Consider the following 12,772-nt stretch of genomic DNA (forward strand, 5'->3'; position numbering starts at 1 on the left):
GTTACATTCCGAACCCGGAAGCTAAGCCTCACAGCGCCGATGGTACTGCAGGGGGGACCCTGTGGGAGAGTAGGACGCCGCCGAACAAATTTTGAAAAAGGGCCCACACCGTCTCGGTGTGGGCCCTTTTTGCATGTCACGACGGCTCTCAGCTGCGGGCGTCGGTACGGGCGACGACTGCAACCGCGATCAGGCCGACGGCGGCGAGGACCACCCCCGCCCTCGGAAGGGCGCCCAGGGTGCCGAACACGGCGACGCCGAGGGCCGAGCCGGCCTGACGGATGCCGTTGAGCGCGCCCTGGCTGGTGGCGGCGTACTCGGGCGGTGCGGACGCACCCATCGCGGCGGCGGCCCCGGGGATGGAGAGGGTGCCGGTGGCGGCGAGGGCGAGCTCGGCCATCATGACCAGGGCGAGCGGAGGGCGCAGGCCGGTGGCGAGGAACAGCAGCACGCCCGCCACCACGGATGCCGACAAGCCGGTCAGCAGGATCGGCCGGGCACCGTACCGGGCCACCAGCCGGCCGGTGAAGAAAGGCATCACGCACACCGGGAGGGCATGCTGACACGCGTGGACACTCGCCATCTGCGCGCCTTCGTCGCGGTCGCCGATGAATCGCTTCTGCGGCACGGCAGTTGGGCTTCGCCCAGTCCAGTGTGAGCGCTCAGCTCAAGCGGCTGGAGGCGGAGCTGGGCGCGGCCCTCCTGGTGCGTGCCGGGGCGGGCGCCACGCTCACCGTGGCCGGGCAACGCCTGCTGCCGCATGCGCGTGAGGCACTGGAGCTGGAGGAGACGATGCGCCGGGCCGCGCTCGGCGAACGGCCCAGGCTGCGCCTCGGCGCCCAGGAGTCGCTTGCGCACGTATGGATGCCCGAAGTACTGGCGGCGCTGGAGTACGGCGCGGCCGGTCCCGGTGCGAGTGCCGACGTGGAGCTCACGGTGGGAAACCGGAGCCGCCTGGAACGGCGGTTCCGGGCCGGCGAGTTGACCTGGTCTTCCAGTACGACAACGGGACCCGGGTGCTCGGCCCGCACGCGGTGGTGGGGCACGACCGCACGGTACTGGTGGCGGCGTCGGCCCATCCGCTGGCGCGGCTGGAGTCGGTGGCGCCGGAGCAGCTGCTCGGGTACAACTTCCTCGTCCCCGAGCCGGACTGCACCTCCCAGATGCTGGTGGACGACTTCGGACGGAACCTGCTCGCGGAGGCGCGGCTGTCGGTGGTCAATGGCTCGCTGTCGGCTCTGCTGCGGCCGACCGGGCACGGGCACGGCGTCTCGCTTCTGCCGAGGCTCGCCGTGGCGCGGGAGCTGGAGGAGGGGGAACTCGTCACGCTCCGGCTCGTCGGATCCCTCCACCTCGTCAGCATCGTGGCGCAGTGGCACCCGCGCCTCGGCCTCGCCGAGTCCCCCTGCGCGCCCTCCTCGCCCTGGCCCGCCGCGCCGACCCTCTTGCCGCGTTCCCGGACGTGTCAGCCGGAGCCCCTGGTCAGAGGTCGACGGTCACTCCCGGCTGCAGCACCGCGCGTCCTCCGTCGAGCACCCCGGCAGAGCCCCGCCTCTCATGACATCCGCTGCAGACCGCGCAGAGCGGCGACCACGCGTGCGTGGACGCTGCCGGTCTGCGCACCCGCTCCGACACGCAGGCTGACCTCGACGTCGTGGGCCTGCGTAGCCCCATGTCCGAACCGGGCCGAGAACGCGATCAGACCGGGCGCGGTGTCCGCCTCGGGCCGCAGCTTCCGGCAGGTCGCTGCCACACCGCAGCGCCGTCGGCGTGGTTCGCGCGCAAGGGTGCGTCCGGAACGGCTCAGACCGGGTCTGAGTGACTTCTACGGCCTCGAACACCGGCCGGTGGGACCGGGCTGGCTCCACGGCGGCTCCGCGAAGCCGAGCATGCCTGGAACGGAAGGTCAGCGGCGGCCGTCGGTCCCGTTGTCGGAGCGTGCAGGCAGCGCTGACAGCCGTATATGTGTTGCACCATCACGGCATCCACAGCGGCAGGAACGTCTGCCTGACTCTGGCCAATCTGCGTGCCAGTGGGGTCGAATCGCCCGGCGGTCGATCGGCATGCCGAATGGTGTCCTGGACGAGGACTGCCGCCGATCGTTCTCGACGTGGAGGAGGTCCTTGCGGTCCACGCCGGCGGCCTGGGCTGTGAGGTGAAGCCGGCCGTGGAGGTGCCCGGCGTGCGTGTGACGGCGTCTGCGCCTCGGAGCCACTGGAGCCGGATGACCACATAGAGTCCGTCGGCGAAGAGATCACTGCCCGATAGCAAAGGGCCCAGGTCTCTGACCTGGGCCCTCACGCTGGAGCGGGTGACGAGAATCGAACTCGCGCTCTCAGCTTGGGAAGCGACGGCGCTTGCGCGGCTGCGGGGCTGCTGACCTGCGCGGATTCGTAGTGTGGGTGCTGTTGCACAGGCTCGGTCGCACCGCTGTTGACCGTGGTTGCCCGCTCTTACGGGCACGGATTGGGCACGGCCTCGGGTCAGGCCGGTCGACGCGCCCGTCTCTCCTGTGGAGAGGTGGCTCGGACGCCGCCTCAGCAAGGCCCACACAGGCGACGTTGCCTGCGCAACCAGGTGGTGCGGCTGTCGGCCGGGGCGAGGCTCGTTCCATAGGGCGGTGGCTGGGCCCCCGCCGGGTTCGACGGCGTCAGTGACTACGCCCCGGTACCTCCGGGTCGAGAACGATCTGTCGCCTGGCGCCAGGGTGCGGGCGCTGCAGGCCCGTGCGCGGCAGGTGGGCTCAGGCTCGCAGATAGGCCAGTACCGCCAGGACGCGACTGTGGTCGTCGGGGACGGTTGGCGAGAGTTCGAGCTTCAGGAGGATGCTCACGATGTGCGCTGCGACGGCGGCCTCGGTGACGACGAGGCGGCGGGCGAGCAGCTGGCGTACGACTTCGGGGTCAATGACCATGGATCCGGCGGCGACGCGGGTAACGGCGTCGGCGAACTCCTCGACGTCGCCGATGCATGCTTGAGCCTACATATGGCCTCTTACCTGCCATAAGGGTGACAACATCGACGCGAGGAAGGCCCGTCCATGACCCACATGCTCAGCGCTCCCCAGCACGCCATTCCTGTCGCGCCCGCGTCTGGACTTGTGACGCGGAGGGCTCTGGTCGGTGGCGTGGTGGCGGGCCCGCTGTTCCTCCTGGCCGGCGTCGCTCAGGGCTTCGCGCGGGACGGGTTCGGCTTCACCCGTAATGCGATCAGTCAGCTCGCCCTTGGGGAGGCGGGCTGGATCCAGACGGTGAACTTCCTGCTCACCGGAACGCTGCTGATAGCGGGTGCGGCTGGTCTGCGCCGCGTGCTGCGTGAAGGCGCGGGAGGAACCTGGGGTCCGGTCTTGGTCGGTGTCTTCGGTGCCTCGTTCTGGGCCGCCGCGCTCTTCCCAGCCGACGCCGGGGCGGGATTCCCCGAAGGCTCTGCGGACGCGACGGCGATGAGCGGGCACGGCGCCGTGCACATGGCGGCCGGGATGGCCGGTTACCTCGCCCTGTGTGCCGCGTTCGTCGTCCTGGCCCGCCCGCTCGCCGCACGGGGCCACCGCCGCTGGGCTCGCGCCTCGCGCCTCGTGCCTGTGGTCGTTCTCGCCGGCTTCATGGCCTCCGCTGCCTCCGTCCTGGCCTTCACCGTCGGTGCGGGCCTCGGCCTGCTGGGGCTCACCGCGGTGATGGCCCGCCTGGCCACAGCCCAGGCGAACCGCTAGCCGCCTGCCGCACCGGGCAGGCATCATCGACACCACAAAGATCGTTTCGATATGAACGGGGACATCCCATGACAGACGCGGTAAAGGGTCCCGCCAGCTACTTCCCCTCCATCGAGAAGAAGTATGGCCGCCCGATCCACGAGTGGAAGGACCTCATCCGTTCCTCCCCGCTGACCAAGCACATGGAGCTCGTCTCCTGGCTCAAGTCCGAGCACGGCCTGGGACACGGTCACGCCAACGCCCTTGTCGCGCACACGCTCGCCGAGAACAGAGGCCAGTGACCGGGAACGTGATCACGCCGTCCGGCGGATGGCAGATCATGTGACGTCTCCAAGGAGCCCACGGAGCACGTGCCGCAGGACGTCCGGTCGCTCCAGATGAACGTCGTGTCCCGTCCCGAGGACGCTCAAAGCCACCGTCTCCGGTCGCTGCCGGAGCATCTCGTCAATCTCACCCGACGAGATGATGCCGGACTGGCCGAGGACGGCCAGGGTCGGGCAGGCCACCCTCAACCACTCGTCCCAGAAGGACCGCTGAGCAATCTCCGCCAGCGACTCGACCATCACGTCCCGGTCGAAGCGCGGCCACCAGCCGCCGTCGTGCTCCACCAGGCCGGCCGCCCAGCCCTCGCCGACCGGACCGCCGCCGAGGAACTCGACGGCAGCCTCCCGCGACGGGAACGGCCTGGGCCAGGAATCGAGCCACCCCCCGATCTCCGTCTGTACGTCATGGTTCGGCCCGCCCGGCCCGGCCTCCACCATGACGAGTGCACGGAAGAGGCTGGGGTACGCGGCGGCGGCGAGCATGGCGGTGTGGCCGCCCAGCGACTGGCCCACCAGGACGGGTTGCCGGAGGCCGAGTTGTTCGAGTACTGCGACGGTATCCGCGACGTACGCGGCGCGGGACACGTCCCGCGGACTGCGCTCGCTGGCACCGTGGCCGCGCTGGTCGACGGCGACGACCCGGTAACGGGGGCTCAGGTCTCGGGCGATGGCGTCCCACTCGCCCGCGTGGCCGGCCAGCCCGTGCAGCAGGACGACGGGCAGCCCCGATCCGCCCCAGTCGCGGCAGGAAATACGGACGTCGTCACGGACGACGATGTGCTCTGACCAAGGCATGTGTGGGTCCTTCACACAGGGGCCGAGCCCGGGAGGTGGCGGCCATCGGTGGCGCTGGTGTCAGGAGAGGAGTCCGGGCCAATGTGTGCGGGCAGGCCGAAGAGCGGGAACAGGTGCTCTGCATCGCGGAAGGCGTTGATGCCGGTGATGCGGTTGCCGGAGAACTCGATGACCTGTAGTGCCCAGGGTTCGTAGCCCGTACCGTCGAGGCTGGGCCGGTACTGGCCGAACGCGGGGGTGCCGTTCGCCGTGGTCGGGATCAGGCGGGAGCCGCGACAGCCGACGGCTGGTCCGGTCAGCCACGCCTGAATGTCGGGGACCCCGCGCATCCACTTCGCGTACGGGGGAAGACACAGCGTGGCGTCGATGTGGAGCAGCATGCTCAGCTCCTCCATGTCATAGCGGGAGAAGGCCGTGGCGTACCGCTCGGCAAGCACGCGGCGGACGGCGTCGGACGGCCGGGTACCGGGGTCGTCGGCGGGTCCGCGGTGCGCGGCCAATGTGGCACGAGCCCGCTGCAGGGCACTGTTGACCGAGGCGACGGTCGAGCCGTGCAGCTCGGCGACCTCGCGGGCCGAGAAGGCCAGCACCTCCCGGAGGATCAGCGTGGCCCGCTGTCTGGGCGGGAGGTGCTGGAGTGCGGCGACGAACGCCAGCCGCACCGACTCGCCCGCTGCCACCGCCGCCTCGGGGTCCCCTCCGGGACAGGGCCCGATCCACATGGCGGACTCCTGCGGGGCTCCCGGGGCCGAAGCTCCGGGCGACGGCTCCGAGAGGTCCATCGGCAGAGCCCGCCGCCTGCCGGCGGCCAGTGCGTCCAGGCACACGTTGGTGGCGATGCGGTAGACCCACGACCGCAGCGACGAACGCCCCTCAAACCCCTCGACGTTACGCCAGGCCCGGACCATCGTCTCCTGCACGGCGTCCTCGGCCTCGGCGTATGAGCCCAGCATCCGGTAGCAGTACCCGGTCAGTTCTGCCCGGTGCTTCTCCAGCCGGACCGCCGTCTCGCGCTCGCCGTCGCCCACGACAAGATCCTTCATGCTTGCTCCGCCCCGTGATGCGCGCCCTCCGAGGCCACCGACCAGGTGGTTCCAGTGAGGTCCTTGGCCGCACGAAATTACCGGTCAGCAGGGGGGCACGGCCAGTGATCAGGGTTCAGATCGCGTCGACGGCCGGCCAGGAGGCGGACGGTCTGGACAACAAACAAGCCCCAGGTCGCTGACCCGGGGCTTTGCCGTGGAGCGGGTGACGAGAATCGAACTCGCGCTCTCAGCTTGGGAAGCGACGGCGCTTGGACAACCGCGTCCCTGTTGACCTGCGGTTATGCGATTCTCTGGCGGTCCTGGGAGGGTGCGTTCGCACCGCTGCTGACCGTTGTTGTCCGCTCTCAAGGGCACGCTGTGGGCACGGCGCCGTAGTGCCATGTCGGCGGCAGCCGGGGAGACCCTCCCGGTCCCGGGTGACCTCGGCTCGCATGTCAAGCACCTCAGCAGAGCCCCGCCTCTCATGACATCTGCTTCAGACCGCGCAGAGCGTCGACGACTCGTACGTGGAGGCTGCCGGTTTGCGCACCCGCTCCGACGCGGAGGCTGGCCTCGACGTCGTTGGTCTGCATGGCCACATGTCCGAACCGGGCCGAGAACCTGACCAGACCGGGCGAGGTTTCCGCATGCACGCCGGGCACCTCTACGGTCAGCTTCACCTCGCAGCCCACGCCGTCGGCGTGGGCCGCAAGGATCTCCTCCACGTCACGAACGATCGGTGACAGCGCCTCATCCAGGAGACCATTCGGTATGCCGATCGACCGCCGGGCAATCTCGACCCCACTGCCACGCAGAGTGGTCAGAGTCAGGCAGACGCTCCTGGCGCTGTAAATACCGTGATGGTGCAACACGTACACGGCCGTCAGCGCTGCCTGCACGGCTCCGACAACGGGACCGACGGCCGCCGCCGACTTCAAGTCCCAGGCATGCGCGATTTCGCGAAGCCTGCGCGGAGCCAGCCCGGTGATCATGTTCTCGATGCCTTCGAGCGCACTGTCCCCCATGTGCCAGGAGCCACCGAGACCGGAAGAGAGAAGTTGTCCCTCTTCACCCACAGCAAGCACGGAGTCGTTTTCGGTCACGCCGACCGGGAACAAAGCCACGCGGAGCCCGGCGGACAGGTGGTCCAACTTGATGAGCTGGAACCTGGCCTTCTCCGGATCGATGGAAAACCCGATAGAGGCCACCTCCCGGCCCGGTTCCACCGGCCGGTGATCGAGGCCGTAGAACTCACTCAGAAAGGCTTTGGCGGCAGGAAACAGCGACACAGACATTCCGTAGCTCTCCGCCATTGCTGCAAGCCGCAGCGCTGCCTGCATCGCCTCTTGCTCGACGTTCCTCCCTGCGGTCCAACCGATCCTCTCCGCAGCCCGGTGGTGCTGAGTCACTCGTCCACCACTTCGATGCCGAGACGCTTCAGCAGAGCTGTGCAAGATCGGCACGGTTTCGCATGACGTCCGTGCTCCGGATCTCCTTCGGGGCGAATCTTTCTCGTCACTATGGCCGACCCCGAAAAATGCCCCGTCGCATCGTCGAGGGTCGTTCTCCCCCCGCTCGGAAGCTGCTCGTCCAAGCCCCACAACTGATCGGAGATAAGTGCGCTCTCCGCGCAGTAACCCATGAACGGTTCCCGCTGTGCGGCAGGAAGCTGCTGAAAAAACTCGGAAACCGCAGGATGTAGATCCGGGTCCGAATCCGGGTCGAGGTCGGTCTGGCTGAAGATCTTGCCGTTCGCCAGCAGGGACGCGGCGGTCATCGGAATATGCTCAGGCATAGTAGTCCTCCGCGTGTTCGAGCGGATAGCCACGCGAGTAATTCATGAACGCCGAGTACTTGTCATTTCCGAGGAAGTACTCGCCGCTGTGATGCAGGTAGAAGAACCGCCCCGCTTCGTCCATGAGGATCGTGCCGCCGTCGTACGTGTCGTGCGCGACGGGGAAGACCTTTTTCCCCAGTCCGTCGGCGAGTTCTTGAACGTCTTCCGCTGCGCCCCGGTACATGAGGGCCGGAAGGAACATCACGGTGTCTTCGGGAGAGTCGTGCAGGGGTGCCACAAGGCCGACATGCTCGCGCAGAAAATCGAGAGCGGGCTGGATGACGTCAAGACTGCCGCCGTCCCTGCGGAATGATGCCTGACAGCCCTCGATCTCGGTGGCGGCAAGGTCGTCACACCTACGGCCCGGGTGCCATCCGGCCTTCGCCAGCCAGGCGTCAACTGCCTCGGGCGACTTCAATGCGGACACAGTTTTTATCCTTTTCCAGGTCAAACAGCGGTGACGCCGATCAGCGGAAGCATGCGCGCGCAGGAGGCGCAGGGCGGCTTGTACTCCCCGTGGCTCAAGAATCCAGGCTTGTCCGGTTTCATGTCGCCGATCTGCCGCGTATGCACCTGTGCTCCCTCCATCACCCTTCTGATGTCATCGGTGGCCCGTATGTCGACACCGTCACGCTCTGATATAGCGTGCAGTCGGTCGGAGATCAGCGCCACTTCAGCGCACTTTCCGTGCCCGACACCCGTATTTCCACCCTCGGCCTGTGTCTGTCGGTCGACGTCGTCCAGGACGGACTGCAGGGCGGGATGAGTATCCAGATTCTCTTGCGGATCCGGGTTCTGGGGATTCTTTTTCAGCCTCGACACACTGGTGTGTCCCGTCAGGATCCCTTCGTGCAGCAAGGCTCCCGAACACCCCTGCTTGATTCTGCCCTTGCCCAGCACAGGCTGCCCGTCCGCCCCGTTGGGAGCCTTCTGTGCTTCGTCCGCCAGATCCTTCGCCTCCTGGATCAGCGCCCGACGCTGATCTTCCGGGCCGAGGTGATCGACCTGCATGGCGTCACGACGGTAGTGCCGCATCTGACCGGCGCTTCTGCCGTGCCAGCCGGGCTGCGGGTTCATGCGCCGAGGACCGTTCCCGCCGCCCCCTCCGCCGCCACCGCCGTTCCCGCCCCCTCCGCCGCCACCGCCTGCTGAACCGCGCGGATCGACCTTGTTCACGTTGATGCCGTCAGCCTGTTTGCCGATCTTGTGGTCGATTTCCTTTTGGTGCCGGGAGGCTGCCTTCACGCGCTGTGGGATCTCGTCGCTGATGTGCCTGGCCGTACGGGTGACCGACTTGGTGGCGGCGTCGAGCGCCTTCTCCAGGGCGTGGTCGAAGGACTTGGTGAACCCGTCCCGGCCCTTCGTCCGACCGAACGCGCCCTTCGCCTTGCGCAGATGGATATGGGCCTTGCTGCCGAGGTCCCCGCCGTGGAGGAAGAGCTTGCCGGCACCGTCCTCGAACTCAGCGTGGTCGATACGGGTCCGCTTGCCCGCACCGCCGCCCCCGCCCCCGCCGCCCGCGGAGGCAAGGGTCATGCCACCCGGAGTGCCGCTCCCCCCGCCGCTGGGGTGGAACGCACTCTCGGCAAGATCGAGCGCCGCATCGGCGGCGAGCTGTTCCAGTTTCGCCGTGACCGGCTCCGCCAGCTTGGCGGTGATCTCCGCGACGATCTCCTCGATCGCCTCCTTCACCAGCCTCTTCACGAGCTGCCGCATCAAGACGACCTCGCCCGCGGCAGCAGCGGCCGAGATACCCAAGGTGACACCGGACGCGGCGAGTTCGGTGACGATCGTCCCGGCGAGAACGGTCAGCTCGACCGCTGCCTTCGTCTTCATCGCGATGATGATCTCGGCGATCCGGTCACACACGAACGCGAACGTCCGTGCCACATCCGGGATCTTCTCCAGGTGACTGGTCTTCACGTACGACCAGTGCTGCTCCATGGCGTCGACCGCCCAGCCCTCCGAGGAGCTGAGGATCCGCGTGATCACCTTGTGCGCATCGCCGCCGTGGCCCTCGAACTTGTCCGCGAACTCACGGAGCGAGTCCGCCATATCCGTGTAGTCGTCCTCGTCCACGTTCGGCCAGTCGATGCCCGCAAGGTCGAGTGCCTGGTCGACGATGTCCGGCAGCATGATGCCCATGTTCCGTGCTCCCCCGTGGCGTTCGGCGCTTCAGCAATTGCAGCAGAGAACAGTTAAGTCTTCGTACGCACGTACCACCTACAGGAACAGGGGACTCAGTGCGAGGTTGAGACAACTCACGCATGACAAAGGAGTTGAACGAAATATATCGGGCAATCCGAACGCATGGCAGGCACGTGCTTGTGCCCGCCCTGCCTGACCGGCAAGCCCATGCCCCCTCAGGCCACGTGATTCGACGCCTCCCTACCGGGTCACCGAGCTCACCAGATACGGGCCCACCTGTCACGATCCGTCGGGGAGGAGCAATCCCCGGAGATCCGACCATGCGCCACCGAGGCATCTACGGGCCGCCGACCGGACCCATCGCATGCCACCATCCGTATCACCACTGGCGAGGGGCATCGTCGGCATGCCGGAGGGCTCCCGGTTCTACGACCTTCACCACACCGGGCACGCGCTCTCGACCCGACCCGGTGCCACGCTCAAGGACACGATGGTCCGTGCCGGGCATTCCTCCGAGAATGCCGCGCTGATCCAGCGGCACTCTGACGACGAGCGGCAAGAAGAGGTCGCCGGCGGCCTCGATCACCGGACACAACAACAAGGCCCAGGTCTCTGACCTGGGCCTTAATCACAGAGCGGGTGACGAGAATCGAACTCGCGCTCTCAGCTTGGGAAGCTGATGTTCTACCATTAAACTACACCCGCGTAAGTACGGACGGGGTCCCGGAGGGGCCGGTGTCCGGACCTTGCTCACTCTACATCATCGTGGGCTCCTGGTGTTCGGATTCCGGGGGGCTGAGCGTGTTTCAGAGGTGGGATCCGGCTGTGGGTGGCCGGAGTTGGGGCGTACCGTGGAGGCCTGGGGGAGGGCCGGAGTGCCGCGTGGAGAGTCGTCTCTTTGATCCCGTAATGTGGCTTTTGTCGTCCGGGCAGCAACGCCGGACGCGGCTCTTGGGGAAGGGACTTGAGGGACTTGATGGAACGCACCGTCGTCCGATGTGCGGACGGGCACGTCTTCAGCACCGCTTCGTTCCCGATGCAGCAGGCCGGCCGGCTCGGCCCCGGCCGTCTGGTGCGGTGCCCGCGCTGTGCCCGGCTCCGCAGTGCCGTGCCTGTTGTTCTGGAGAAGCGGTAGAGGCAGGGCGAGAGGACCGGTTGTAGTCGGTTCGTGACTGTGGGCGCGCGGAGTCCTTCGGATTGCGAAGGCTTCGCGCGCCTTGCGTATCCTCGCTACGTGCTTCTCTCAGACAAGGACATCCGGGCCGAGATCGACGCCGGGCGGGTACGGATCGATCCCTATGACGAATCCATGGTGCAGCCGTCGAGCATCGACGTGCGGCTGGACCGGTATTTCCGGGTGTTCGAGAACCACCGGTACCCCCATATCGACCCCTCCGTCGAACAGGCCGACCTGACCCGGCTGGTCGAGCCCGAGGGCGATGAGCCGTTCATCCTGCATCCCGGGGAGTTCGTGCTCGCCTCCACCTACGAGGTGATCACGCTTCCCGACGATCTCGCCTCCCGGCTGGAGGGGAAGAGTTCGCTCGGGCGGCTGGGGCTGGTCACCCACTCCACCGCCGGGTTCATCGACCCCGGGTTCAGCGGGCACGTCACCCTGGAGCTGTCCAACCTCGCGACGCTCCCGATCAAGCTGTGGCCGGGGATGAAGATCGGGCAGCTGTGCATGTTCCGGCTGACCTCGCCCGCCGAGCACCCGTACGGCAGTGAGCGCTACGGCTCCCGGTACCAGGGGCAGCGCGGGCCGACCGCCTCGCGGTCCTTCCTCAATTTCCATCGGACCCAGGTGTGAGGGCGACAACAGCATGAGCAGCGCAGACGTGCGGGAGAACCTGACCTACGAGCGGTTCGGCACCGCCATCCGCGAGCTGGCGCAGACCATCGCCGACGACGGGTACGAGCCCGACATCGTGCTCAGCATCGCCCGCGGTGGGGTCTTCGTCGCCGGGGGGCTCGCCTACGCCCTCGACTGCAAGAACATCCACCTCGTGAACGTGGAGTTCTACACCGGCGTGGGGACGACCCTGGAGATGCCGGTCATGCTGGCCCCCGTCCCCAACGTGATCGACTTCTCCGACAAGAGGGTCCTGATCACCGACGACGTCGCCGACACCGGCAAGACCCTCAAGCTCGTCCGCGACTTCTGTCTCGACACCGTCGCCGAGGTGCGCTCCGCGGTGATCTATGAGAAGTCCCACTCCCTCGTGAAGTGCGAGTACGTGTGGAAGCGGACCGACGAGTGGATCAACTTCCCGTGGAGTGTGTTGCCACCGGTACACAAGTCGGGTGAGGCGCCCAAGGAGAACCGCGAAGCGCTCTGATCAGCGCTGGAGCCCGCGGTGTGATTCGGGTTTGATTTCCACGGGTACCAGGTGGATCCACCGGATGCACCTGCGCCGGGCACCGAGCGAGTCGAGGAACGGACGCCGCTAGTACTGATCCAGCTTGAGCCACGGGCTCACGTCGAGCTCCGCTGCCTCGGCGTCCATCTTCTCGGTTGCCAGACGTTCGTTCATCACGAAGCGCGTGAGGGTGGACTCGTCGACCCGCTCAAGGATGGCCTTGTGCGAGGCTGCGATCGCCCTGGACCATGCCTCGGCTGCGGCGGCGAAGTCCCGCGTTTCGGTGGGCGCACGCCGCGAGAGCTTCGAGAGCCGACCACTCTCTTCCTGCGCGAGTCGCTGCACGTTCTCGGTCTCGTCTCGGGCATCGCCGGTCCTGCCGGCCACCATCTCGTCCTTGAGCGCGTCCTGTAGGTCACGGACCGCCTCGGCTATGTCGTCCACAGACTCGTCGCGCTGAGTGGTGCCGCTGCATGCGCTTAGGACTTGTCCGGCCGATCATGCCCGGAGCCAGATGACGAGGGTTGCGGCGGTCGCGGTCCCGAGGAAGACGTAACCGCGCTTGTCGTATCTGG

At 67.4% G+C, this 12,772-nt stretch carries 13 protein-coding genes, 1 tRNA gene, 1 rRNA gene and 3 pseudogenes; 7 read left to right on the forward strand and 11 right to left on the reverse strand.

Translation table 11 applies throughout. From position 1 onward, the window contains the following. Positions 1 to 86: ribosomal RNA gene (gene rrf / locus ACZ7N4_RS38715) — 5S ribosomal RNA — on the forward strand; the annotation flags it as partial. 62 nt (positions 87 to 148) lie between these two features. Here the strand turns inward: rrf and ACZ7N4_RS38720 are convergent. Then, on the reverse strand, positions 149 to 583 hold the full coding sequence (locus ACZ7N4_RS38720) for an MFS transporter (RefSeq protein WP_471368663.1): 435 nt from the start codon (positions 581 to 583) through the stop codon (positions 149 to 151). 277 nt (positions 584 to 860) lie between these two features. Here ACZ7N4_RS38720 and ACZ7N4_RS38725 point away from each other — a divergent pair. Next, a pseudogene (locus ACZ7N4_RS38725) lies at positions 861 to 1,325 on the forward strand (substrate-binding domain-containing protein); the annotation flags it as partial. Between the two features lie 230 nt (positions 1,326 to 1,555). Here the strand turns inward: ACZ7N4_RS38725 and ACZ7N4_RS38730 are convergent. Next, complete coding sequence (locus tag ACZ7N4_RS38730) at positions 1,556 to 1,753, reverse strand: hypothetical protein (RefSeq protein ID WP_471368666.1); 198 nt, start codon at positions 1,751 to 1,753, stop codon at positions 1,556 to 1,558. A gap of 990 nt (positions 1,754 to 2,743) precedes the next feature. Beyond that, positions 2,744 to 2,968 (reverse strand): annotated as a pseudogene (locus tag ACZ7N4_RS38735) (DNA-binding response regulator); the annotation flags it as partial. Between the two features lie 72 nt (positions 2,969 to 3,040). Here ACZ7N4_RS38735 and ACZ7N4_RS38740 point away from each other — a divergent pair. Together ACZ7N4_RS38740 and ACZ7N4_RS38745 are read left to right on the forward strand one after the other, a co-directional pair. Continuing rightward, entirely contained in the window at positions 3,041 to 3,709 is a 669-nt protein-coding gene (locus ACZ7N4_RS38740; protein ID WP_471368633.1) for a DUF998 domain-containing protein, read from the forward strand. A 68-nt stretch (positions 3,710 to 3,777) separates the two neighbouring features. Next, positions 3,778 to 3,990: a DUF4287 domain-containing protein gene (locus ACZ7N4_RS38745; protein WP_471368637.1), complete on the forward strand. Its 213-nt coding sequence runs from the start codon at positions 3,778 to 3,780 to the stop codon at positions 3,988 to 3,990. Positions 3,991 to 4,026: 36 nt separating this feature from the next. On the opposite strand, the gene ACZ7N4_RS38750 is transcribed toward ACZ7N4_RS38745, so the two are convergent. The 6 genes from ACZ7N4_RS38750 to ACZ7N4_RS38775 all read right to left on the reverse strand — a co-directional run bounded on the left by ACZ7N4_RS38750 (position 4,027) and on the right by ACZ7N4_RS38775 (position 9,834). Then, positions 4,027 to 4,827, reverse strand: a complete 801-nt coding sequence (locus ACZ7N4_RS38750; protein WP_471368641.1) for an alpha/beta fold hydrolase — start codon at positions 4,825 to 4,827, stop codon at positions 4,027 to 4,029. Between the two features lie 11 nt (positions 4,828 to 4,838). Beyond that, positions 4,839 to 5,870: a sigma-70 family RNA polymerase sigma factor gene (locus tag ACZ7N4_RS38755; RefSeq protein ID WP_471368644.1), complete on the reverse strand. Its 1,032-nt coding sequence runs from the start codon at positions 5,868 to 5,870 to the stop codon at positions 4,839 to 4,841. 464 nt (positions 5,871 to 6,334) lie between these two features. Then, a complete protein-coding gene (locus ACZ7N4_RS38760) occupies positions 6,335 to 7,315 on the reverse strand; it encodes an SUKH-3 domain-containing protein (protein WP_471368647.1) in 981 nt (326 codons plus the stop codon). After that, positions 7,258 to 7,629 carry a YwqJ-related putative deaminase gene (locus ACZ7N4_RS38765; RefSeq protein WP_471368651.1) on the reverse strand — a complete coding sequence of 124 codons (372 nt, stop codon included), beginning with the start codon at positions 7,627 to 7,629 and terminating at the stop codon, positions 7,258 to 7,260. Before ACZ7N4_RS38765 ends, ACZ7N4_RS38760 begins: the two co-directional genes overlap by 58 nt. Before the next feature lie 10 nt (positions 7,630 to 7,639). Beyond that, positions 7,640 to 8,116 (reverse strand): SUKH-3 domain-containing protein, encoded by a 477-nt coding sequence (locus ACZ7N4_RS38770; RefSeq protein ID WP_471368654.1) that lies wholly within the window; start codon positions 8,114 to 8,116, stop codon positions 7,640 to 7,642. Positions 8,117 to 8,136: 20 nt separating this feature from the next. Next, positions 8,137 to 9,834 carry a YwqJ-related putative deaminase gene (locus ACZ7N4_RS38775; protein ID WP_471368655.1) on the reverse strand — a complete coding sequence of 566 codons (1,698 nt, stop codon included), beginning with the start codon at positions 9,832 to 9,834 and terminating at the stop codon, positions 8,137 to 8,139. 391 nt (positions 9,835 to 10,225) lie between these two features. Between ACZ7N4_RS38775 and ACZ7N4_RS38780 the strand changes: the two are divergent. Beyond that, positions 10,226 to 10,453, forward strand: a pseudogene (locus ACZ7N4_RS38780) (tyrosine-type recombinase/integrase); the annotation flags it as partial. Between the two features lie 18 nt (positions 10,454 to 10,471). Here ACZ7N4_RS38780 and ACZ7N4_RS38785 read toward each other — a convergent pair. Further along, a tRNA-Gly gene (locus tag ACZ7N4_RS38785) sits at positions 10,472 to 10,542 on the reverse strand. Between the two features lie 529 nt (positions 10,543 to 11,071). On the opposite strand from ACZ7N4_RS38785, the gene dcd reads away from it, so the two are divergent. After that, on the forward strand, positions 11,072 to 11,647 hold the full coding sequence (gene dcd / locus ACZ7N4_RS38790; protein WP_225824744.1) for a dCTP deaminase: 576 nt from the start codon (positions 11,072 to 11,074) through the stop codon (positions 11,645 to 11,647). A gap of 13 nt (positions 11,648 to 11,660) precedes the next feature. Continuing rightward, positions 11,661 to 12,176: a phosphoribosyltransferase gene (locus ACZ7N4_RS38795; protein ID WP_471368659.1), complete on the forward strand. Its 516-nt coding sequence runs from the start codon at positions 11,661 to 11,663 to the stop codon at positions 12,174 to 12,176. Between the two features lie 108 nt (positions 12,177 to 12,284). Here the strand turns inward: ACZ7N4_RS38795 and ACZ7N4_RS38800 are convergent, their stop codons facing one another. Continuing rightward, on the reverse strand, positions 12,285 to 12,641 hold the full coding sequence (locus ACZ7N4_RS38800; protein WP_471368661.1) for a hypothetical protein: 357 nt from the start codon (positions 12,639 to 12,641) through the stop codon (positions 12,285 to 12,287). Positions 12,642 to 12,772: the final 131 nt, after the last annotated feature.

The organism is Streptomyces sp. NPDC107654, from assembly GCF_055639035.1.

Coding starts and splice junctions, on each gene's coding strand:
- ACZ7N4_RS38720 (WP_471368663.1), bottom strand. CDS start 583: ATGGCGAGTGTCCACGCGTGTCAGCATGCCCTCCCGGTGTGCGTGATG.
- ACZ7N4_RS38740 (WP_471368633.1), top strand. CDS start 3,041: ATGACCCACATGCTCAGCGCTCCCCAGCACGCCATTCCTGTCGCGCCC.
- ACZ7N4_RS38745 (WP_471368637.1), top strand. CDS start 3,778: ATGACAGACGCGGTAAAGGGTCCCGCCAGCTACTTCCCCTCCATCGAG.
- ACZ7N4_RS38750 (WP_471368641.1), bottom strand. CDS start 4,827: ATGCCTTGGTCAGAGCACATCGTCGTCCGTGACGACGTCCGTATTTCC.
- ACZ7N4_RS38755 (WP_471368644.1), bottom strand. CDS start 5,870: ATGAAGGATCTTGTCGTGGGCGACGGCGAGCGCGAGACGGCGGTCCGG.
- ACZ7N4_RS38765 (WP_471368651.1), bottom strand. CDS start 7,629: ATGACCGCCGCGTCCCTGCTGGCGAACGGCAAGATCTTCAGCCAGACC.
- ACZ7N4_RS38775 (WP_471368655.1), bottom strand. CDS start 9,834: ATGGGCATCATGCTGCCGGACATCGTCGACCAGGCACTCGACCTTGCG.
- ACZ7N4_RS38795 (WP_471368659.1), top strand. CDS start 11,661: ATGAGCAGCGCAGACGTGCGGGAGAACCTGACCTACGAGCGGTTCGGC.